General features: G+C 67.5%; 20 protein-coding genes. 11 read left to right on the forward strand and 9 right to left on the reverse strand.

Going from position 1 to position 21,865, the window contains the following annotated elements; translation table 11 throughout:
• Window positions 1–118: 118 nt before the first annotated feature.
• Window positions 119–664, reverse strand: coding sequence for a group 1 truncated hemoglobin (locus P3H15_RS36715; protein WP_276141737.1), 546 nt, complete (start codon window positions 662–664; stop codon window positions 119–121).
• Between the two features lie 9 nt (window positions 665–673).
• Window positions 674–1,687 carry a carbon-nitrogen hydrolase family protein gene (locus tag P3H15_RS36720; protein ID WP_276141738.1) on the reverse strand — a complete coding sequence of 338 codons (1,014 nt, stop codon included), beginning with the start codon at window positions 1,685–1,687 and terminating at the stop codon, window positions 674–676.
• A gap of 236 nt (window positions 1,688–1,923) precedes the next feature.
• Between P3H15_RS36720 and P3H15_RS36725 the strand changes: the two genes are divergently transcribed.
• The 4 genes from P3H15_RS36725 (at window position 1,924) to P3H15_RS36740 (ending at window position 6,153) form a co-directional block, all read left to right on the forward strand.
• The gene (locus tag P3H15_RS36725; RefSeq protein ID WP_276141739.1) at window positions 1,924–2,838 is read left to right on the forward strand and encodes a helix-turn-helix domain-containing protein; all 915 of its coding nucleotides are present in this window, start codon (window positions 1,924–1,926) and stop codon (window positions 2,836–2,838) included.
• A gap of 593 nt (window positions 2,839–3,431) precedes the next feature.
• Window positions 3,432–3,929 carry an ABC transporter ATP-binding protein gene (locus P3H15_RS36730; RefSeq protein ID WP_276141740.1) on the forward strand — a complete coding sequence of 166 codons (498 nt, stop codon included), beginning with the start codon at window positions 3,432–3,434 and terminating at the stop codon, window positions 3,927–3,929.
• 26 nt (window positions 3,930–3,955) lie between these two features.
• Window positions 3,956–4,093 carry a hypothetical protein gene (locus P3H15_RS36735; protein ID WP_276141741.1) on the forward strand — a complete coding sequence of 46 codons (138 nt, stop codon included), beginning with the start codon at window positions 3,956–3,958 and terminating at the stop codon, window positions 4,091–4,093.
• Between the two features lie 161 nt (window positions 4,094–4,254).
• Window positions 4,255–6,153 carry an alkyl/aryl-sulfatase gene (locus tag P3H15_RS36740; protein WP_276141742.1) on the forward strand — a complete coding sequence of 633 codons (1,899 nt, stop codon included), beginning with the start codon at window positions 4,255–4,257 and terminating at the stop codon, window positions 6,151–6,153.
• A 116-nt stretch (window positions 6,154–6,269) separates the two neighbouring features.
• Here the strand turns inward: P3H15_RS36740 and P3H15_RS36745 are convergent, their stop codons facing one another.
• The 3 genes from P3H15_RS36745 to P3H15_RS36755 form a co-directional block, all read right to left on the reverse strand.
• A complete protein-coding gene (locus P3H15_RS36745; protein ID WP_276141743.1) occupies window positions 6,270–6,674 on the reverse strand; it encodes a hypothetical protein in 405 nt (134 codons plus the stop codon).
• 118 nt (window positions 6,675–6,792) lie between these two features.
• On the reverse strand, window positions 6,793–8,448 hold the full coding sequence (locus tag P3H15_RS36750; RefSeq protein WP_276141744.1) for an amidohydrolase: 1,656 nt from the start codon (window positions 8,446–8,448) through the stop codon (window positions 6,793–6,795).
• A 60-nt stretch (window positions 8,449–8,508) separates the two neighbouring features.
• Window positions 8,509–10,038: an APC family permease gene (locus tag P3H15_RS36755; protein WP_276141745.1), complete on the reverse strand. Its 1,530-nt coding sequence runs from the start codon at window positions 10,036–10,038 to the stop codon at window positions 8,509–8,511.
• Between the two features lie 171 nt (window positions 10,039–10,209).
• On the opposite strand from P3H15_RS36755, the gene P3H15_RS36760 reads away from it, so the two are divergent.
• Window positions 10,210–10,938 (forward strand): helix-turn-helix domain-containing protein, encoded by a 729-nt coding sequence (locus P3H15_RS36760; protein ID WP_346348816.1) that lies wholly within the window; start codon window positions 10,210–10,212, stop codon window positions 10,936–10,938.
• Between the two features lie 60 nt (window positions 10,939–10,998).
• Here P3H15_RS36760 and P3H15_RS36765 read toward each other — a convergent pair whose 3' ends face one another.
• From P3H15_RS36765 to P3H15_RS36775, 3 genes are all read right to left on the reverse strand, one after another.
• Window positions 10,999–12,564 carry a hypothetical protein gene (locus tag P3H15_RS36765; protein ID WP_276141747.1) on the reverse strand — a complete coding sequence of 522 codons (1,566 nt, stop codon included), beginning with the start codon at window positions 12,562–12,564 and terminating at the stop codon, window positions 10,999–11,001.
• Window positions 12,565–12,774: 210 nt separating this feature from the next.
• Window positions 12,775–13,059, reverse strand: coding sequence for a YciI family protein (locus P3H15_RS36770; RefSeq protein ID WP_072946196.1), 285 nt, complete (start codon window positions 13,057–13,059; stop codon window positions 12,775–12,777).
• Window positions 13,060–13,070: 11 nt separating this feature from the next.
• On the reverse strand, window positions 13,071–13,499 hold the full coding sequence (locus tag P3H15_RS36775) for a CBS domain-containing protein (RefSeq protein WP_072946198.1): 429 nt from the start codon (window positions 13,497–13,499) through the stop codon (window positions 13,071–13,073).
• Window positions 13,500–13,664: 165 nt separating this feature from the next.
• Between P3H15_RS36775 and P3H15_RS36780 the strand changes: the two genes are divergently transcribed.
• Complete coding sequence (locus P3H15_RS36780) at window positions 13,665–14,324, forward strand: response regulator transcription factor (RefSeq protein WP_124393470.1); 660 nt, start codon at window positions 13,665–13,667, stop codon at window positions 14,322–14,324.
• Between the two features lie 27 nt (window positions 14,325–14,351).
• On the opposite strand, the gene P3H15_RS36785 is transcribed toward P3H15_RS36780, so the two are convergent.
• Window positions 14,352–14,969 (reverse strand): hypothetical protein, encoded by a 618-nt coding sequence (locus tag P3H15_RS36785; protein ID WP_276141748.1) that lies wholly within the window; start codon window positions 14,967–14,969, stop codon window positions 14,352–14,354.
• A gap of 203 nt (window positions 14,970–15,172) precedes the next feature.
• Between P3H15_RS36785 and P3H15_RS36790 the strand changes: the two genes are divergently transcribed.
• The 5 genes from P3H15_RS36790 to P3H15_RS36810 all read left to right on the forward strand — a co-directional run.
• Window positions 15,173–15,679 carry an FxsA family protein gene (locus P3H15_RS36790; RefSeq protein WP_276141749.1) on the forward strand — a complete coding sequence of 169 codons (507 nt, stop codon included), beginning with the start codon at window positions 15,173–15,175 and terminating at the stop codon, window positions 15,677–15,679.
• A gap of 12 nt (window positions 15,680–15,691) precedes the next feature.
• Window positions 15,692–17,296, forward strand: coding sequence for an amidohydrolase (locus P3H15_RS36795; RefSeq protein ID WP_276141750.1), 1,605 nt, complete (start codon window positions 15,692–15,694; stop codon window positions 17,294–17,296).
• A complete protein-coding gene (gene lnt, locus P3H15_RS36800; RefSeq protein WP_276141751.1) occupies window positions 17,286–18,989 on the forward strand; it encodes an apolipoprotein N-acyltransferase in 1,704 nt (567 codons plus the stop codon). The genes P3H15_RS36795 and lnt overlap by 11 nt, the downstream gene beginning before the upstream one ends.
• Window positions 18,916–19,698, forward strand: a complete 783-nt coding sequence (locus P3H15_RS36805; protein ID WP_276141752.1) for a polyprenol monophosphomannose synthase — start codon at window positions 18,916–18,918, stop codon at window positions 19,696–19,698. The genes lnt and P3H15_RS36805 overlap by 74 nt, the downstream gene beginning before the upstream one ends.
• A gap of 267 nt (window positions 19,699–19,965) precedes the next feature.
• A partial coding sequence (locus tag P3H15_RS36810; RefSeq protein ID WP_276141753.1) for a condensation domain-containing protein occupies window positions 19,966–21,865 on the forward strand: 1,900 nt, incomplete at its 3' end.

The following is a 21,865-nucleotide window of genomic DNA, read 5'->3' on the forward strand; positions in this document are numbered from 1 at the left end:
CGGTTCAACGCATGGATGCGTCCGCCCAACGTTTGAACGTAACCGCCGAAGACCATGACAGGTCTCGGCGGCTATACGATCGGATCGGCAGGCGTGCCAGTGGTTCGTTGCTGTCGACTCAATCCGGCAGCACGTTGGCGGCCGCCGCTGCGGCGGCGTCTCTTCGGCTGGGCCACATGACACCGACACTCTTCATTCCCTTGGTGACGTCAATTTCGGGATGTTCGAGGACGACGTCGCGGTAGGAAGGACTGCCCACGATCGCGGGTTTGTACTTGTTGAACGAGGCATCGATCTCGTCTCGAAGTCCTTGTGGTAGACCAAACTGGTCGTAGCACTCGTAAAGACAGTCGAACATGGCGTTCCAGTGGACTTCGGTCAACCCCATGCCCCGGTGGGCGGTGAGCATGTCCCGTCCGCGATAGCGAACATTGCCGCCCCATTGCGCGGAGAGGAAGTCGACGAAGTTGATGTGCTCCTTGTAGAACGTCGACTCGGACATGTGCGCCCAGATGTGGCCGATATCGGGATGTGCCATTCCCTTTTTGAGGGCTTCTGCAGCGAATATGTAGATGGCGTCGTATCCACCCAACCGTTCGTACAGTGATGGCTGAGGGTCCGTCGAAGATGAGTCGGTGGGTGAATGATCTGGCTGCGTCATCATGGTGCCTTCCTATCCTTCGAGGATCTGGGCGAGCTCGGATTCGGACGGTTCGGCTGCCGGAGACAGCGGGCGGTTGACGACCCTCGATTTGCGCGTGTTGTCGAAGTACAGCCGGAACACGTCGGGACGCGAATAGTGGCCCACCGGGTCGGCCGCATTCTTTGCTGCGAGGATGGCGGCGTAATCGATGTCCGCGTAGAGAATGCCTTCTTCGGTCGGAGCCAGCGGTTCGGCTAGATCACGGCCGTCGGGGCCGAAAATGCGGGCATGTCCACCCCCGAGCGCCAAGAACTGCCTCTTGAGTTCGGTGTCGGCCACGAGTGCCTGGCCGGCTTCGCCGATCAGGCCGGTCGGTGAGAGGACGAAGGTCTGTCCCTCGACGGCGTACTGACGGGCGGCACCGACGTTCACTTCTGGACCCAGGGCGTTGACCACGCCCTCGAAAATCGAGAAGCTGGGCCACGCTGCTACGTGAAGCTGTTCATTTTGGGAGAACATTGCGTACTTTGCCAGCGGTTGCAGATGTTCCCAGCAGTTGAGCGCGCCTACTCGACCAAGTTCGGTGTCGATGACCTGGATGTCCGACCCGTCGCCCTCTCCGAACATGGTTCGTTCGACGTGCGTGGGCTTGAGCTTGCGACGAACGGTCTTGGTGACGCCGTGTCTGTCGATGAAGGCTTGGGAGATGTAGAGGGATCCGTGTTCGCGTTCGCTGAAACCCAGCGAAATTGCGATGCCTGCATCACGGGCTGCCTTCTCGATTCGTGCGAACTGGGCACTACCGACCTCGATGGAGTTGTCGACGTAGGGCCGGACGAATGGGGACTGCCACGCGACCGAATCGAGCCACAGAAACCACGGGTATCCCGGGATCCAGACTTCAGGAAAAGCGATGATGTCTGCACCTTCGGACGCTGCCTGCGACGCCAAGACAATGGTCTTGTCGATGCCTCCGTCGACGTCGTTCCAAACCGGTTCGGCCTGGACGGCGGCTGCTCGGAATGTCTTCGTGTAGTCGGACACGTCTGCCTCCTTCGAGGGGGTGTTGCGCGGTCGATGTACCGTGCTTGCTTCGACCATAAGGAGCCATCGGCGGTCTGTTCTCGATGTTTCCTGCATCGCATCCGACGATTCGTGCACGCCTTCCATCTGCGGATTCGACGCTTCCTTCATGCGGCATCGGGCGTACTTCTGTGGTAACACGTTGGCAACTCGATGGAGCGTTCTGTATCAGCCGAAGAGTGTTTATGCTCGGGGACATGGCTCACGTGCGAGCGCAATCCGCCACCGAGTGGGCAGAGGCATGCAGCAATGCCTTCGTACCGCTGCGGGTGCGCACACCTGCAACCAGATTTGCAGCGACCCTCGACCGGGTGGAACTCACCTCGAGTGTTTCGATAACTCGTGTGGCCAGTGACGGTTCGGAAGTGGTCCGTTCCGCGACCACGATCGCACACCATCCGCGAGATGACCTGTTGCTCTCGATTCACCGAATCGGTAGCGGACGCGTGCTGCAGCACGACCGCGAGGCGATTCTCAGCAGGGGTCGGGCTTCTCTCTACGACGCGTCCGCGCCCTACACGCTGTCCTTTCCCGGTCGGATGAGCGAAATCGTGCTGCAGGTGCCGCGTGGGACTGTCCCCACGACCGGGCATTCGTTCGCTGACATCACGGCGTCGGCGCTGCCGCCGTCGACAAGTTTGCTCGCGCTGCAGAATTTGCTGCTGTCGGTCGACCCGCAGGTACCACCGCGAACCGGTTCGATGGAAAACGAGATGCTGGCGGATGCGGCTACGACGTTGCTTCGAGCCGCTCTGCTGCCCCTGGAGTCCAGGACGCCTCTCAGGCTCGAAGGTCATGCGCTGGCCGTGGCGATGCGTTCCTACATCGACGACAACCTGACCGACCCGACGCTGACCGTGGAAAACCTCGGGCGCGCACTGCATGTCTCTGTGCGGCAGGTGTACAAAGTCTTCGCCGAGCATCTGAACGAGTCACCCGGCACCTATATTCGTCGTACTCGCCTCAGACGTGCCCACAACGAACTGAGCGCCGGGCTCAGCGTCCTCCAGTCAGCTATCACAAGCGGTTTCGCGGACCCGGACACATTCACTCGTGCCTTCAAACGTCACTACGGATTCCCGCCGTCGGCTCTCAAGCGCATGCACCAATAAGGCGACGAAGTTGATCGCCCGCAAACGTGCCCGGCTGGATCCGATGGATCAGATAGCCCCACCGTCTTGCCCGACGCCTACCCGACAGCGCCTTGCCCGGCAGGGGCTCGTCATCTCGGGCGCTCGGGCCGCACGCTTGGATGTGGATGGGGATTGTCTCGCCGCTGGCAAGGGTTACGGCGAGCGAAGACCTCACTTCGAACTGAGACACGCCTTCGGCAGCGATTCCGGACAGCGCCATCCATCCGGCCTCTGGTGGTTCCCTCGCGACGGACGGGTCGCCGGATTGATGGATGGTCAACCGCTCCAAGTGCGAGGCTCGAAACGAGCGACCGAAGCTGACACGGGGATTGGGTACCCCGAGAACGAGGGATGCTTTCGGTGAATTTCCGCCTGGTTGAACAAGAACCGCCCAACGGGTCGTATCTCCAGCGAATACGACGGCGAAATCGGAGTCGCGCTCGATGAGCCGGACTGGTCCGAATCGCTCTCCGGCCGTGGTGCGGTGCATCAATGGGACTGCTTCGCTCGCAAGCCTCACGTTCAGAACCTCGACCAGCCGCCCTTGGACCTCTTCCTCATTCGCGTGCCGCGTGCCGCGTGGGTCGCGGACCGCGATCGTCGGCCTGTCCGGTGCCGGCAAGTCCACCCTTCTCGCCCTCATCGAACGGTTCTACGACCTCGGTGTGGGCCGGATCGAGATCGCCGGGGTTGACATCACCGACTTGCCCCGCACCGTGCTGCGCGCCCACCTCGGGTACGTCGAGCAGCACGCACCGGCGCTGTCGGGCAGTGTCCGCGAGAACCTGATACTCGGCGCCCCGCACGCGAGCGACGAGCACTTCCGGGCCGTCCTGGATACCGTCAACCTGCTCGGTCGGATCGACACGGAGGCCGAGGGTCTGGACGCACAGATCGGGGAAAACGGGATCCGGCTTTCCGGCGGGGAACGGCAACGGTTGGCGATCGTCCGCGCCCTGCTGGCGCAGCCCGCGTTGCTGCAGTTGGACGAGCCGACCTCGAGCCTCGACAGCCGCAACGAGGAGATCCTCCAGACCGCACTCGACCCACCGCCGTCGAGCAGACCGTAATCATCGTCGCGCATCGGCTCGCGACGGTGAAGAACGCCGACCAGATCATCGTCCTCGACCGCGGTCGTGTGCACGCGGTCGGCACCCACGACGAATTCCTGTCCACCAGCGAGCTCTACCGCGAACTCGCCCACCACCAACTCATCGGCGCACCCCGCCCCTGATAAGCCTGTTCGGACGACGATCCGTTGGAATATCCGCATCTGGTCCCGGGTCGTGTTTGTCATTCTCATCCCGGTGGGTGAGGCAGTCGCGTCGTGTTGCGGGGAAGTTCGGGGTAATGCCCAGCACGGAGAGCATGCGTAGTGCTCGGAGAGGGGACCCTGTGTGCCAGAGCCCGAAAGACGCGACGCCGATTACCGCCGAGATCAACGCAGCCGCCGTGCAGCTGTACGACATGGACAACCGGCAGGACTTCACCGACTCCCGTCGCGGCTTGATCGCCGAACTGCCGGGGAATGTCGTCGGTGCCGACGGCTCGGTCATCTTCGACCCGACCGAGTTCGACTACCTCACCGACGACGCACCACCCCCGAATACGGTCAATCCGAGCCTGTGGCGGCAGAGCCAGCTGATCGCGCGGGGCGGACTGTTCGAGGTGGTGCCCGGTCTGTATCAGGTCCGCAACAACGACATCGCCAACCTCACCGTCGTCGAGGGCGGGAACGGGCTGGTGGTCATCGACTGCATGGCAGGGGTGGAATCCGCCCGCCAGGCGATGGCGCTGATTCGCGAGCACGTCAGCGACAAGCCGGTGGCGGCGGTCATCTACACGCACACCCACATCGACCACTACGGAGGCGTGAAGGGGGTGGTCGACGCGGCCGACGTCGCGTCCGGAAAAGTGCCGATCATCGCGCCCGGTCACCAGTTCGACAAGTATGCGATCGGGGAGAACGTGATCGCCGGAAACGCGATGGCGCGGCGCAGTTTCTACGCCTTCGGCGGACTTCTCGACTTCGATCCCAAGGGCACCGTCAGCTGCGGGATCGGCATCGCCAGCACACACGGCCCGACCGTCTCGTACATTTCGCCAACCGACCTGATTACCACGACAGGGGCGAAGCGCGAGATTGCCGGGATCGAATTCGAGTTCCTCTACGCGCCCGACATCGAGGCGCCGGAGGAAATGCACATCTGGATTCCGCAGCTGGCGGCGCTGACCTGCGCCGAGAACGCCAACCATTCGCTCCACAACATTCAGACGCTGCGCGGTGCCCGCACCCGGGACGCCCGCAACTTTGCTCGCTACCTCGACGAGACCCTCGAACGGTGGGGTGATCTGGCCCAGGTGCACCACGGGCCGCACACCTGGCCCGTCTGGGGCAACGCGAATATCGCCGCATTCATCGAATCCCAGCGCGACACATACAAATACATTCACGATCAATCGTTGCGGCTGGCGAACAAGGGATACACCCCGCTCGAGGCGGCCGAGGTCATCGAACTGCCGGACGAGCTGCGCCGTAACTGGGCCAACCGTGGCTACCACGGCACACTTCATCACGACGTCCGCGCGGTCTACACGAAGGAACTCGGGATGTGGGACGGCGATCCGGTATCGCTGCATCCGCACCCACCGGTCGAATCGGCGACCCGGTTCGTCGCGTTCGCCGGGGCCGACAACATCCTCGCCGAAGGGCGCCGCGCCTTCGACGCCGGCGACTACCGCTGGGCGGTGGAGATCCTCCACAAGCTGGTGTTCGCGCAGCCGGACAACACCGAGGCGCGGCAGTTGCAGGCAGACGCGTACGAGCAGATGGGGTACCAGGCCGAGGGGCCTCAGTGGCGGGGCATCTTCCTCAGTGCCGCCAAGGAACTGCGCGAGGGCCCACTCCCGCCCGCGTACGTCACGGCGAGCGAGGACACGATCCTGGCGATGCCCCTCGACATCCTCTTCGACTTCGCCGCAGTACATGTCATCGGTGAGAAGGCCGCGGACGCCGACATCCGCATCGATTTCAGCTTCACCGACGAACACGCGCACTGGACGATGCGGATCGCCCGGGGAGTTCTCAACGCCCGGGCAGGGTCGTCCCCCGACACCCAGCTGACTGTGTCGGGTCCGAAGAAGGCCCTTGTGGCTGTGTTGCTGACGCCGGCGTCCGCGACCGAACTCGAGCAGGCGGGAATGGTGACTCTGGACGGCGACGCCGGCGCTCTGTCTGCGGTCGCTGCGGTGCTCGACGACTTCGATCCGAGCTTCCCCATCGTCACACCCTGACCGACCCCACTCCAGTTTTTTTCGCGGCGCATGGTTCCGGAGCAGCGTCGTGGTGACATGCCTCCCGAGGCAGCGTTGGGCCGGACCGAGATCCGACGAAGCCGAGGTCCGCGCAATTACTCCGTTTCCCGCGGCGTCGGCTCCTCTTGCTGGTCGAGGACGCTGACGGTGACGCCGTAGGGGAGGAATCGTACCGACCGGTGGGGATCGGTGTTGTGCTTGTGCGCGCGGAGGGCATCGAGTTCGGTGGCGTACACCTGCTCGACGCGGGCGACGCCCTCGCCGTCGACGGTGTAGATCGCCCACACGCCGTCGCCGGTCTCTCCGGTCGTCTCCGGTTTCGACGCGGCGCGTGGCGGCCGGGCGAAGTCCGCGAACACGCCGGTCCACGGGATCTGGGAATCCGCCTGCTCCAGGAACCGGACGATCCGGTCCTTGACGCCCTGCAATTCCTCGCCGGCCTCACGGATCACGCGGTCGAGATCGTCGGGGTCGAAGCCGAACGGCCTGTTGTCGCCCATCACTGTCTCCTGACTTCGGCGGGACAACTCCAGTGTGGTCGCGGATGCCGATCGGCGCCACGAGGGTCGCCGATCGGCGACCGGGCCGCAGGGTGGCGCCGCCTGCGGAGGGGAGACATCAGGCGTCCGGTGCCGCGTAGACCCGGTCGCCACCCACATAGGTCAGGACGGCCCGGGTCTCCGCGATCATGTCGGCGGGCCCGGTGAACGGATCCCGGTCGAGGACTACCAGGTCGGCGAGCTTGCCCACCTCGATACTCCCCGTGTCGTCGAGGTGGTTCACATATGCGGACCCGGCGGTGTAGGCGGTGAGTGCGGACGTGAGGTCGATCCGTTGCTTCGGGAGGAAAACTGGGCGTCCCTGCCCGTTCCGGCCCGGCAGAACCCGATTGACCGCGACGTGGATCCCGTGGAGCGGGTCGGCACTGCTGACCGGCCAGTCGCTGCCGGCCGCCAGCGTCGCACCCGAGCGCAGCAAGGAGCCGAAGGGATACTGCCGCCGGGTCCGTTCGTCGCCGAGGAACGGGATAGTGAGCTCGTCCATCTGCGGTTCGTGGGCTGCCCACAGCGGTTGCATGTTGGCGGTGGCTCCGAGCGCGCGGAAGCGGGGGATGTCGTCGGGGTCCACGACCTGCACGTGGGCGAGGTGTGGGCGGGTGTCGCGGAATCCGTTCGCGGTCCTGGCGGCCTCGACCGCGTCCAGCGCGTCACGCACGGCACGGTCGCCGAGCGCGTGGAAATGCACCTGGAATCCGAGGGCGTCGAGCTCGGTGACGTAGCCTCGCAGTTCGTCCGGGTCGACGAAGCTCGTGCCGGAATGTGCGGTCGCACAGCCACATCCATCCAGATACGGCGATATCATCGCCGCGGTGTGGGATTCGGCGACACCGTCGAGCATGATTTTCACGGTGTCGGCCCGCATCCTCCCGACGCGGAGACGAGCACGTCGGCCGAGCAGGTCGGGGATCTGCTCGGATCCCTGGCCGCGATCCCACCACAGGGCGCCCGCCACCCGCGCGGTGAGGGAGCCGTCGCCGGCCGCGGTCAGGTAGGCGTCCGAGACGTCGGAGATGCCGGAGGTGTCACCGAGCAGTGCGTCCTGCCAGGCGGTGATGCCGAGCGAATGCAGGTGCTGCTGCGCGTGGAGCAGCGCCGCGAGCCGATCGTCGGGGGTGTGCTGCGGGGTGTGGCGGCCGACCAGCTCCATCGCGGACTCCTGGAGCATGCCGGTCGGCTCGCCGTCCGCGTCGCGTTCGATGCGGCCGCCGACGGGATCGGGAGTATCCCGGGTGATGCCGGCGATGGTCAGGGCCCTCGTGTTCGCCCACGCCCCGTGGTGGTCGCGATTGGGCAGGAACGCCGGCCGGTCCCGCACGACGGTGTCGAGGAGTTGTGCAGTGGGTGTGCCTCCGTCGAACGCCTCCATCGACCACCCGCCGCCCACGATCCACGGCAGTTCCGGGTGTGCGTCGGCATAGCTGCGGACGGCAGCGAGGGTGGACCCGGCATCGCTGGTGCCGGTGAGGTTGCAGCGGGCATACTCGAGGCCCGCCACCACCGGATGGATGTGCGCGTCCTGGAAGCCGGGCAGCAGGAGCCTGCCGGCGAGGTCGACGATCTCGGTGCGGGCGCCGATCAGGTCCCGGACCTCGTCGTGGCCGACGGCCGATATCCGGCCCCCGGTGACGGCGACCGTCGTGGCTCGGCGGCGCGCCGGATCGAGGGTGGCAATCGATCCGCCGGTGAAGACCAGATCTGCGGGTCGTGCTGACATCGAGAATCTCCTGTCGGGAATGGCTTTCGCCGGTATTCGGTGCACGCGGCGGTGCGATGGTCAGGATCGGGTGGTGACGGCGACCTCGGCGGGTGCACCGAGCAGGCTCGCGTCGTCGGCGTCGGTTCCGCGGCCGGTGACGAAATAGGGCGATCGGCGGACCCATTTCGCGTGCGCGGCCACCATCAGTCCGGAGATCACGACGAGAACCGGGAACAGCAGCTGAAACCACCCGTTGGTCGCGCTGATCTCGAGATGATCGGCCGAGGTGTAGAAAATCCAGCCCAGATATCCGCCGAGCGCCAGCAACACCAGGGCACTGAGCGCGGGAAACACGACCGCGCGCAATCCCTCCCACGGATGTTCCCGTAGGAGTCCGCGGAACCGCACAGCGGCCGCGAGTGCCGTCAAGCCGTACCAGAGTGCGACCACCAGTCCGATCGAACTGATGCCCGCACCGAGAAGATCGCTCAGTTTGGGGATGACCGTGGCCAGTAGCGCGACCACGGCGGAGATGCCGCCGAGCAGCACGGTGCCGGCCGCCGGGGTTCCGTAACGGGAATGGACACGGGTCCACACCGGGCCGAGGGTGCGGTCCCTGCCCATCGCGAACAGTCCACGGGCACTGGGTATCACGGTGGCCTGGAGGGACGCGACGACGGAGAACATCAGCGCCACCACGGGGAGCGCGGCCAGCGGCTGAGCGGCGAGCGCCTCGCCGAGATACGCGAGTCCGACGGTCCCGTTGTCCGCGAGTTCTGCCGGGGTGAGGACGCGCTGGAACGCCACCGCGCCGAGCAGGAACAAGCCGAGCACCATGAAGACGGTGACCACGCCGGCGCGGGACGCGTCGCGCGGATCGCGCACCTCCTCGCTCACGCTGAACGCCGCTTCGAAACCCCAGTAGAAGAAGACCGCGATCACCATGCCCTGCGCCAGCACGGCGAACGACGGAATCGCGAAGGGGTTGAACCAGGAGAATGTGAACGGCTGGCTCCCGGCGAACAGCCCGTACACGCAGAATCCGATCAGCACGACGTACTCGAAGACCAAGAGGTACTTCTGCAGTCGTGCCGCCACCGCGACGCCGCGGACGGCGGTGAACGTCACCGCTCCCAGAATGGTGAGTCCCAGCAGCGTCGACTGCAGTGTGGAATCGGGATCGAGCGGGAGTCCGGCGACACTGTGCACGCCGGACATGCCGCCGAGCTGCAGGATCGCCGACCCGGCGATGGCGGTGGTGTAGGCCATGAACACCACGACGGCGACGATGGCCATCCAGCCGGTGAGGAAGCCCAGCCACGGACTGAGGCTGCGGCCCACCCAGACGTAGCTGTTGCCGCAATTGGGTTCGACCCGGTTGAGCCGGGCATATCCGCTGGCAATTCCCAGAATGGGGACGAAGGCCAGCAACAGCACCACCGGCATCTGGAGCCCGACCACGGCGGCGACGACTCCCAATCCGACACCGATGCTGGTCGTCGCCGCGGTACTCGAGGCGGCGATCGCAATGCCGTCCATGACGCCGAGGGATTTGCGGAAGGTCGTCGCCCTGGGCGCGCCGGCCGCGCCGTCGTTCACTGTTGCCATCTGCGTCGCTTTCGCTCGAAGGGTGGGAAGGGTGCGATGCCACGCGCCGACCCGGACTTGTCATGCCCGGTGCCTGGGCTTTCGCTCCCTGCCTGTGACATGCAACACTGTCGGTGTCGACCTGGTCAACGGTGTTGGCATAAGGCAAGTGCGAGGGAAGGAGCCACGGAATTGGCGAAGCAGATGGTCTCGGATTCGCCCAGGAGGAGGCGCAGGCCGACGAAACAGGGGGTGGTTCTGTCGGAGCAGGCGATCATCGAGACGGCGCTGCGATTGCTGCGGCATCACGGCAGCGCAGGGTTGTCCGCCCGCCGTCTCGGGGCTGCGCTGGGGGCCGACCCGAGCACCCTGTACCGGTACTTTCGCGGCATCGACGACCTGACGCTGGCGATCGCCGACGAGCTGATCGGCCGGTCGTTTCACGGGTGGGAACCCACGGGGGACTGGTGGCGGGACCTGTACGCACTCGGAATACGTTCGCATGCGGCATATTTGGACCACCCGCAGGCGGCAGTCCTGTCGGCCAGCAGAGTCAGCGGCCGCGCCTCCGAGCAAGCCGCAGTCGACACGATTCTCGGAATACTGCGCGAGGCGGGTTTTCCCGACGGTGCAGCTGTTCGCCTCTACCGCGCGTTCGTGGATCAGATGCTGGCGTTCGCCGCACTCGACGGCGCCGAACTCGCGCTACCCGACGACGTCCGCCAGTCCGACCGGGAACTGTGGCGATCGTCCTACACCCAACTGCCTGCTGAGACCCACCCGAACATCGCGGCGACCGCGGGACTTCTGGTGGAACTCTCCGACCGCAGTGCGTATCCCGACGCGCTCGAACTGTTCCTCGACGGCGCACGCGCCCTGCTTCAGCGACTCGACGCGGCGCGGCGCCCGGAGGGCGCATGATCCCGACCTTCATCGGTGACTCCCGGGTCGCGGACGTCGTCGACGACGTTCCACAGGGCCTCAGCCGGCGGCGAGCGGCACCAGGGTGAAGTGGCCGACTCCGCGGGCCGCCGAGAACACCTCCCACGACATCGGCCCGCCGGGACCGCGACCCTCCCCGTACCGGAGGTCGAAGGCGGGATCTACCGGCGCCAGCCGGTAATCGAAGAAGGCGTAGTTCGCGCGCAGCAGCGTGCGCGCCGGCTCGGAAGCCTCGGCGAGGCGCGGCACCAACCGGTCCTCGACCACCAATCCGCGGTCGGAGAACTCGTCGACGATCACGCATTCACAGAAGTACGCCAGCGTGCCGATCTCACCCGGCGACCGGACCGGTGCGTCCCCGACGAGCGTCCCGACCGCACGGCCGACCCGCTCGTAGTCGTGCGCGCTCGCCCAGTTACCGAAAATGGGCGGTGCCTCCCACGGAAGACCGCCCTCGACGTCGAAATACACCGCGCCGGCGCCCAGCACGGCGAGCGCAGCGGCCAGCGCACCGACGGCGGCGCGGTCCGTCTTGTCGCGAGATGTCGTCCAATGGATGCCGGCGGCGAGGACGGCGAACATCGCCAGTGTCGTCGCGGGCGCCACGTAGTACCAGTGGTACGGCACGGTGTCGAGGACGACGTAGGCGCCGTAGTAGAGGGCGCCGGACAGCCCGAGCGCGAGCACCGCTCCCGGCACCGGCACCGGCAGCGGTCGCGTCCGGTAGCGGGCGTACGAGAAGAGTGCGAGGAGAAGCAGGACGAGTCCGAGTGCTGCGGGCCCGAATGCGGCGACGGTCCGCCACGGGTTGGACTCGAAGTACATGACCGGGCCGGTGAGGTAGTTGTAGCCACCCACGTCGGAGGCCTGGCCCTGCTTGATCAGAAAGGTGTCGGGAAGGGCCGAACCGAGGACGAGCCAGCTGAACAGGTACCACGGCGCGGCGATCGCGGCGAAGCCCCCGAGGGCCTGACGCACCTGGCCGCGAATCGCCGGCGACAGGGCCGCGATAACGAGAACGAACACGAGCAGGTCCAGACGTACCAGCGCCGCCATCCCCGCGGCCGCACCGAACCACGCGGCCCGGCCGTCGAGCGCGAACCACACCATCACCGCGATCGCGGCAGGGATCAACAGCACCTCGAGCCCGACCGCCGACAACACGAACGGGTTGAACACCACCAGCGCACCGCCGAGGACAGCCCAGAACGGTCCGAGTCCGAGCCGCCGGCCGATCCGGGCCAGCACCCACCCCAGCAGTGCGGTGACCGCGACGTTGAGCATTCCGAGTGCGAGCAGCGGATCGCCCGGGCCCCACAACCGGGTCAGAAACGTCAGCGCGCCGAGCGCCAGCACGTTCAGCGGGGAGGTCGACGTGTTCGCGGTCAGGCCGTGCACGATCGCCCACTCGCCGTGGACGGCCAGGTTCCGGGCAGCCGACAGGCTGATGTAGGCATCGTCGGTGAGGCTGCCGGACACGACCCAGAACAGCACGGCCGCCGCCACAGCGCCGGATGCGGCGAGGATCGCCGGCGCCCGGTACGAGTTCGCGACCGGCGGCGGGGTGGACCGATCGAGCGGCGGGTTCAGCAATCCTGTAGACACCGCGACATCGTAGAGGGCAGGCGAGCGCGCCGCGCAGCCACCGAACCCGAACGTGACGAGGTCGTGCGAGTGCTGAGTGTTTAGCGGCGCCGATTGACGGGAAATCGACGGCGCAGGGTCGGAGGCGCAACCGGTGGCACACCCGGTCCAGGTTCCGCGGGTTGAGTCCCCAGGCCGCGGGACCGCCCGCCGCCGATGGTTCCCGGCGTGTTATTCGCTGAATTCGCCCATCGCGGGCGACCATTCGCGGATCTGCACGTTCGCCACCAGATTCTCCTCGGCGAACGGATCGTGTGCGAACACGCGGGCGACCGCGTCCTCGTCCTCGGCGTCGACTATGAACAGCGCACCGTGGCCGCTCGCGAGAGGCCCGCTCGAGCGCATGATCTTGCGACGGAGAAGTTCGGAGAGCCACGCACGGTGCTGTGTTCGGTGATCGTCACGAAGGGCCGACGTCTCGGGGCTGTACGTGTACTCCACGACGAACAGGGGCATGGGGTCCTCACTCAGCCGTGGTCGATGTAGGACTCGAGCTGGTCGCGTTCGGTCTGCAACTCGCCGATCCGGCTCTTCACCACGTCGCCGATGCTGACGATGCCGACCAACTGGCCGTCGACGATCACCGGTAGGTGCCGGATCCGGCGTTCGGTCATGGTCTCGGCGAGACTGTCCACGGTGTCGGTCGGCAGGCAGGCGAACACCGACGTGGTCATGATGTCCACGACCCGCGCATTCAGGATGTCGGGGCCGCGTTCGTGGATGCGGCGCACGATGTCGCGTTCGGTGACGATCCCGACGACGGCGTCGTTCTCCGTGACCACCAGCGCTCCGACGTTGTGCCGGGCGAGTTCGCCGATCAGGGTGCTGACCGGCATATCCGGATCCACCGTTACCACGGCGGGACCCTTGTTCCGCAACACATCCGCGATTCGCATCTGGACACCCCGATCCCTGGGCTCTCCCACTGTCCGCCGACTCGATCATAGGCAGACTTCGAGCGTATGCCAGGGCTAATGGAGGTCTTGGTTTGGTTATCCACTCGTGACCGCCCGGTCCCGCGGGCTGCGCGCGCACCCGGAGCGCGGTGTTAGGTTGGCGCTGTGCCGATCACCGTGCTACTCGTCGACGACCAGGAACTGATGCGGATGGGCCTCAACATGGTGCTCGACGCCCAGGACGACATCACCGTCGTCGGTGAGGCGAGCGACGGCGCGGCCGCTGTCGCCGCGGTCCGCAAACTCGAACCCGATGTGGTGTTGATGGACGTCCGCATGCCGGTGGTGGACGGGGTGAGCGCGACCGCCCAGATCCTGGAGTCCGGGGTCGCGAGCCGCGTGCTGGTGATGACCACGTTCGACCTCGACGAGCACGCCATGGGTGCGTTGCGGGCGGGAGCCAGCGGGTTCCTGCTCAAGGACACGCCGTCGGAAGACCTGGTCTCGGCCATTCGCAGCGTGGCCGCGGGGGATGCCGTGGTGTCGCCGAAGGTGACCCGGCGGCTGCTGGCGAGGTTCCTCGACGACGGTCCGGCGCCGCTGCGCGACCCGGAGGTCCTCGACGTGCTGACCGAGCGTGAGCGGGAGGTGCTGCAGTTGGTCGCCACCGGGCTGTCGAACACGGAGATCGCGGCTCAGCTGTTCCTCTCGGAGTCGACCATCAAATCGCACGTGGGCCGAATCCTCACCAAGTTGAACGTCCGCGACCGGGTGCAGGCAGTGGTGCTGGCCTACGAGACGGGCCTCGTGCGACCCGGCTCGTAGGCCGGCGGGTGGGGAAGCGTATTGCCGTCAGACGGTGAAGGTGCCGACGGTCGGGACCACCGTGCACGTGACCGCGTCGGCGTAGCCGACGGTGCCGAACATCGTCGCGAGAACCGTGCCCCTGCCGGTGTCGACGATCTTCGACAGCAGCGGGGTGCCCAAGATCGGCAGTTTGTCGTCGAGTTTCACGATGCCGCCTTGGAACGTGGTCAGGTTGATCCACGCGACGCTGAGTTCGGACGATTGCGGGATCGCGACGTAGGCGGGGATTGCCTGGAAGCGGAGTTGGTTCGCGCTGATCTGGGGGAAGAGGTTCGGTCCGCCCTGGGCGCTGGCCAGCGTGACAGTCGCGGGTTTGTCGGCGACGCCGCACCCGAGGGTGGGGGACGGGTACATGAAGTCCTGGGGCGTGGTGAGTCCGACTTCGAGCACGTCCTTCGGGATGAACACGCTGGCGCCGAGAAGCGCGTCGACGGCGGCGGTCGCGGCGGGGGAGACCTCGGTGGCCAGCGCCTGCAGTTCGGCGGCGCCCTGTGCGAAGTCGGCGACCGGTGCTGCCGACGCCGGTCCCGAAGACAGCATGCCGAAGGCGGCTGCGGACGCGAGAACGATTGCGGCTCGGCGGAAGACTGTGGAACGAGTCATTTCGGCTCCTCGTTGTGCGCGGGATCGGAAGACCCCCATCGCAGTGAACTGCATCATGCTGAGAGTCTCAATGTCAACTTGAGGTTTAGCATCGTGCTCGCTTCGATATCTGCAGCCGGGAGAAAATCGGCGCCGTCGAACGTTGAACGAGCAGACGGTTGACCCCAGACCCTCGATGAACCGGCCGTCCGAAAGGGGGCGTCATGTACGCCGCACTGTTCCTGCTGTACGTAGTGGTGGAGATCGCCGCTCTCGTCCTGGTCGGTCACGCGATCGGCGTGCTGTGGACGGTGCTCCTCCTGCTCGGGGGAACGCTGATCGGACTGCTGCTGATGCGGTCGCAGTGGCGTCGTGTGATGGACGGCCTGCGCCGGGCGGCGGGCGGCGACGGATCCCCGGGGGCCGCGGTCGCGGACGGTGCGCTCGTCGCGCTGGGCTCCGCCCTGATGTTCGTTCCCGGCCTGGTCACCTCGGTGCTCGGACTGCTCTTCCTCATTCCCCCCACCCGGTGGGCCCTCCGGCCCGTCGTGGTCCTGCTGGCGGGCCGCCGCGCCGCGACCGTCGCGGCCGGGGCCGAGGCCTTCGCGCGGGCGCCCCGGCGCGGTCGCGGCGAGGTGATCGAGGGAGAGGTGGTCGACGAGGTCTTCGACGGCGAAGTGATCGACGAGGACCCCCGAACCCCGACCCGTGATCCCCGCGTTCTGCCCTAACAGGCAGACTGGTTGCCTGTGACTACACAACTGCTGGTCGGCGGCCGAATCTACAGTTCCTTTGCTCCAGACGCCACGTCGATGGCAGTGACCGACGGCGTCGTGTCGTGGGTCGGCGACGACCGCGCGGCCCGCGCGCTGCACCCCGGCGCCGAGGTGGTCGACCTCGGCGGGGCGTTCGTCACACCGGCGTTCGTCGACACCCACGTGCACGTCACGGCGCTCGGCCTGAACATCGTCGGACTCGACCTGGTGGGGGTCGGTTCGCTCCGCGAGTGCCTCGACCGGCTCGCGTCCTTCGCCCGCACCCATTCCGACGCGGTCATCTGGGGACACGGCTGGGACGAATCGGCGTGGCCGGAAGGCACGGGCCCGACCACGGCGCAACTCGACGAGGCCGCCCCCGGACGCACCGTGTACCTGTCCCGGATCGACGTCCACTCGGCCGTGTGCTCGACGGCCCTGCGCCGGTCGATCCCGGATCTGAGCGAGACCTCGGGGTTCTCGTCCGAGGGGCCGCTGACCTTCGAGGCGCACCACGCCGCCCGCACCGTCGCCCGCTCGCTGCTGACGGGCGGGCAGCGGTCCGCCGCCCGCGTCGCCGCCCTCGATGCCATCGCCTCGCGCGGCATCGTCGCGGTCCACGAGTGCGGCGGACCCGACATCGCCGGACTCGACGATTTCCGTGAACTCCTCGCCACCCCGCACGGCGTCGAGGTCCGCGGCTACTGGGGTGAGGCGGTCACCGACGCCGACGAGGCCAGGAAGTTGCTCGACGCCACCGGCGCGCACGCGCTGGGCGGCGACCTGTTCATCGACGGATCCCTCGGCTCGCACACGGCGTGGCTCAGCGAACCCTATGCGGACCTGGACGGCGGCACCGGCAAGAGCTACCTCGGAGTCGACGAGATCGCCGCGCACGTGCGCGCCTGCACGATCGCCGGCATCCAGGCCGGGTTCCACGTCATCGGCGACGCCGCCGTCCGGGCCGCGGTCGACGCGTTCGCCGTCGTCGCCGACGAGTTGGGCGGTCCCGCGGTCGCGGCCGCCGGGCACCGACTCGAGCACGCCGAAATGATGACCGGTGACGACGCGGCGCGGCTGGCGCAGTGGGGTGTGATCGCCAGCGTCCAGCCCGCATTCGACGCGCTGTGGGGCGGAACCGACGGCCTGTACGCGCAGCGCCTCGGAACCGAGCGTGCCGTCACCCTCAACCCGTTCGCCGCCGCCGCCTCCGCCGGGGTGTCGCTCGCACTGAGCTCCGACGCACCCGTCACCCCGGTCGAACCCTGGGCGATGCTGCGCGCGGCCGTCCACCACCGCACACCCGGCAGCGGGATCTCCCCGCGCGCCGCGTTCTCGGCCGCCACCCGCGGTGCGTGGCGTGCCGGCGGGGTCCGCGACGGGCTCGCCGGGACGCTCGCTCCGGGTGCGCCGGCGTCGTACGCCGTGTGGGATGCGGGCGAACTGGTGGTCAGTGCACCCCAGGATTCCGTGCAGCGGTGGTCGACCGATCCCCGGTCCCGGGTGCCCGCCCTGCCGCGTCTCGAGGACGACGCACCCACGCCGGTCCTGCTGCGTTCGGTTCACCGGGGGAGCGTCGTCCATGAGCGGTAGCACGACGGCACGCTGGACCACCGGAAGGCGGGGCGTGCTCGTGCGCTCCGTCCTGTCGGTGGCCGCGGGATTCCTCGTCTTCGCCGGATTTCCGCCCCGCCCCCTGTGGTTTCTCGCTCCCGTCGGCATCGCCCTGTTGACGCTCGTCCTCACCGGTGCCGGCGGCGCGGCGCCGCGGCTGCGCGCGGGCTTCGGCTACGGCTACCTCGCGGGACTCGGTTTTCTCGTGCCGCTGCTCCCGTGGATCGGGGTGTTCGTCGGCGCCCTCCCGTGGCTCGCGCTCGCAGCGGTCGAGTCGCTGTTCATCGGACTGTTCGGTTTACTCGCCGTGCTGGTCTCCCGGCTGCGCTGGGCGCCGCTGTGGATCGCGGCGTGCTGGTCGCTGACGGAATGGCTGCGGGCGAGCGTGCCGTTCGGCGGCTTCCCCTGGGGGCGGTTGGCGTTCGGCCAGTCGGAGGGCTGGTTCCTGCCGCTCGCGAGCATCGGGGGTTCCCCGCTGGTCAGCTTCGCCGTCGCGTTGACCGGCGCCGGACTGGCGTCCGTCGCCGTGACGGTGCGGGCCCGGGCGGGCGGCGCCACGAACTGGGTGCGGCCGCTCGCAGGCGGTCTGGTCGCCGCGCTCGCCGCGACGGTCGTCTCCCTCGCGCTGTGGCCGGCACTGCCGGGAATGGACTCGGGCGACCGGACGATCACCGTCGCCGCGATCCAGGGCAGCGTCCCCAAACTCGGTCTCGATTTCAACGACCAACGCAAACGCGTCCTCGACAATCACGTGAACCGCACCCTCGAACTCGCCGACGACGTGGCGTCGGGCGCGGCGCCGCAACCCGACCTCGTCGTCTGGCCCGAGAACGCATCCGACATCGACCCGCTGCGCAACGCCGACGCCGCCGCGGACATCTCCCGCGCGTCCGAGGCGATCGGCGCACCCATCCTGGTGGGCGCGGTGCTCGTGAACTCCGACCGCACCACCACCAATTCGGTGATCGTGTGGGACGGCGACGCCGGACCGCAGGAGCGGCACGACAAGAAGATCATCCAGCCGTTCGGCGAATACCTGCCGTACCGCGGATTCTTCCGGCACTTCTCCTCGTACGCCGACCGCGCCGGAAACTTCGTTCCCGGCGACGGTGACGGCGTCGTCCACGCGAACGGGATCGCGGTCGGCGTCGCGACCTGCTACGAGGTCGCCTTCGACCGGGCGTTCGAGCAGTCGGTGCGCAGCGGCGCCGAACTCCTCGCGGTCCCCACCAACAACGCCACGTTCGGCGACACCGAAATGACCTACCAGCAACTGGCCATGTCGAAGGTGCGGGCCGTGGAGCACGGGCGCGCCGTCGTCGTGGCCGCCACCAGCGGTGTGAGCGCGATCATCGGACCCGACGGGTCCACGGTGGCGGAAACCCCGCTCTTCGTCCCCGCGGCCTTGGTGTCGCAGGTGCCGCTGAGCACCGGTACTACGCTGGCTAGTCGGCTCGGCCCGATTCCGGAGATTCTTCTCTGTCTCGGCGCCGTCGCTGCCGTCGCGTTCGCCGTGGTGCAACGACGACGCACCGTTCGCACACTGAGTCACAGCAGTACCGAGAAGGCGCCGGCAGACGCCGGCAGGGAGGATCCTCATGGCATCGGAGACCGATTCCGGGCGGAGCGGGGCACCGAGCGCACGGACTCTGGTGATCATTCCGACGTATGACGAGCGGGAGAATCTCGGCCCGATCGTGCGTCGCCTGCATACGGCGCTGCCGCGGACGCACGTTCTCGTCGTCGACGACGGCAGCCCCGACGGCACCGGAGACGTCGCGGATGCCCTCGCGTCGAGCGACGACGCCGGTCGCATCCACGTGATGCACCGGACGGAGAAGAACGGACTGGGCGCCGCCTACATCGCCGGCTTCCGGTGGGGCCTGGACCGCGACTACACCGTCCTCGTCGAAATGGACGCCGACGGCAGCCATGCCCCGGAACAGTTGCATCGCCTGCTCGACCAGGTCGATGCCGGTGCCGACCTCGTCCTCGGGTCGCGGTACGTGCCGGGCGGCACGGTGGTCAACTGGCCGAAACACCGCGAGTGGCTGTCACGCGGCGGGAACATCTACTCACGGCTGGCCCTCGGCGTGAAGATCAAGGACATCACAGGCGGGTACCGCGCATACCGCCGTGAGGTGCTCGAGAAGCTCGACCTCGCCGCGGTGGAGTCGCACGGCTACTGCTTCCAGGTGGACCTGGCGTGGCGGGCCATTCAGGAGGGCTTCACGGTCCGTGAGGTTCCGATCACGTTCACGGAGCGGGAGATCGGCGAATCCAAGATGAGCGGCGGGATCGTCCGCGAGGCCCTCCTCAAGGTCACCCAGTGGGGGCTGCGGAACCGGATCGCCCGGATCAAGGGTGTGGCCGCCGGATAGCTCCCGGCCGACCGCTGCCCCATTCCTTCTCCGGAAGGCGTGGGGCAGTTCTACGTAGACCGCCGACAAACGTGATGTACATGGGAATATGCCCGAGATGTCCACATCGTGAGACACGTTGAAACGGTCCGAACCGCTCGTCCGATAGGAACCTGAAGCGTACTCCAGGGTAAGGTTCGGTAAATTCCCAGGTTCGCGGGTCACTATGAGTTTCTTGGGTGGCCGGTGGGTTCTTCCCACCGCCGGAGTGGGAAGAGGACGAACAAGGTGGTCGAAGCTGTACCGGGTGGTGACGTGACCGCGGAAGGTCGCATTCCGGACGGTGCATTTCCGCTCTCCGCCGCTCAGCGGGGCATGTGGTTCGCCCAGCAGCTCGATCCCGCAGTGCCCGTCAACATCGCGCAGTGCGTCGAACTGGTGGGTGCCCTCGACGTCCCGCTGCTGTCGGAGTCGCTGATCGCCGCGGGCCGCGAACTCGGCTCCGCCTTCCTCCGCCTCGTCGAGGTCGACGGAGTTCCCTACCAGCTGATCGATCCGACGCTGGAGGCATCGGTCAGGTTGGTCGACCTGCAGCACGAGCCCGATCCGAGGGCGGCGGCCACGGAGTGGATGCGGCGGGAGTACACCACCCCGCTCGACGTGTGCCGCGACCGGCTGGTGACCTCGGCGGTCCTGCGGATCGGGCCGAACCACCACTACTGGTACTGCCGCGTGCACCACGTCGCACTCGACGGCATGGGCTCGGTGACGCTCGTCGACCGGACCGCGGAGCTGTACACCGCGGCCGTCGAGGGGCGCGGTGTGGCGCCGTCCAAGGCCGCCGACCTCACCGACGTCGCCCGCGTCGATGACGACTACCGGACGTCGTCGCGCTACCTCGCCGACCGGGAGTACTGGTCCGAGCGGGTATCGACCCTCGGCGAACCGCACAGCCTCGTCGACCGGACCGCCCCCGCGCGGGCACGCAGCCGCACGACGGGCGGCCAGATCCCCGGCCGCCTCGTCGACCACCTCGACGCCGCGACGAACCGCCACGACTCGTCGGCCGCCTTCGAAGTCATCGCCGCCTTCGCCGCTTACCTCGCCCGGATGACCGGACGCGAAGAGGTCGCGGTCAGTCTGCCGGTCACCGCGCGCACCACCGCGCTGCTCCGCCGCTCCGGCGGCATGGTGTCCAATGTCGTCCCGCTTCGCCTGCACGTGCGCCCGGACATGACGAACGCCGATCTGGTGGCAGCGGTCCGGTTGGAGGTCACCGCGGCGCTCCGGCACCAGCGGTACCCGCACATCGACATCCGGGGCGACGCCGCCACCGGTCATCAGGGCTTCTACGGCCCACTGATCAACGTCATGCTGTTCCACACCGAGATCACCCTCGGCAGCATCGTCGGCCGCCTCGAACTGCTGTCCACCGGCCCCATCAGCGACCTCGCCGTCAACGTCTACCACGGCGTCGCCGGCACCAGCCTGAACCTCGACCTCGAGGCCAACCCGGACCTGTACTCCGCAGACGCCCTCCACGCCCACCACGCCCGCTTCACCCGGTTCCTCGGCGCCTTCCTCACCTCCGACACCGGCGCCCCGCGCCTGATCGGCGACCTCGAGATCCTCGACGACGACGAACGCCGCAGCCTGGTTCCGGCCACCGGACGCGCCGGATTCGCACCGGTCACGCTGCCGGATCTGCTCGCCGACGCCGTCCGCAGCAACCCGGACGGCGACGCCCTCATCGCGCCCGGGCCATCCGCCGATACCCTCAGCTACCGCGCCCTGGACGAGACGTCGAACCGGCTCGCCCGTCTCCTGATCGACCTCCAGGTCGGCCCGGAGGTCATGGTGGCGTTGGCGTTGCCGCGGTCGAGGGAGTCGGTGTCGAGCGTGTGGGCGGTGGCGAAGTCGGGGGCGGCGTTCGTTCCGGTCGATCCGGGCTATCCGGCTGACCGCATCGCGTTCATGCTGGAGGATTGTGGTGCGCCGATCGGTATCACGACCGCGGCATTGCGGGCCGGTTTGCCGGATTCGACATTGTGGTTGGTACTCGACGACGAAGAATTCATGTCGGCCGTTGCCGCCTATCCGGCGGATGCGGTGACCGATGCCGATCGGACACGGGCGTTGTCGGTGGATCATCCGGCGTATGTGATTTACACGTCGGGGTCGACGGGGC

It is taken from the genome of Rhodococcus sp. T2V (assembly GCF_029269925.1).
Taxonomy (GTDB): domain Bacteria; phylum Actinomycetota; class Actinomycetes; order Mycobacteriales; family Mycobacteriaceae; genus Rhodococcus_F; species Rhodococcus_F koreensis.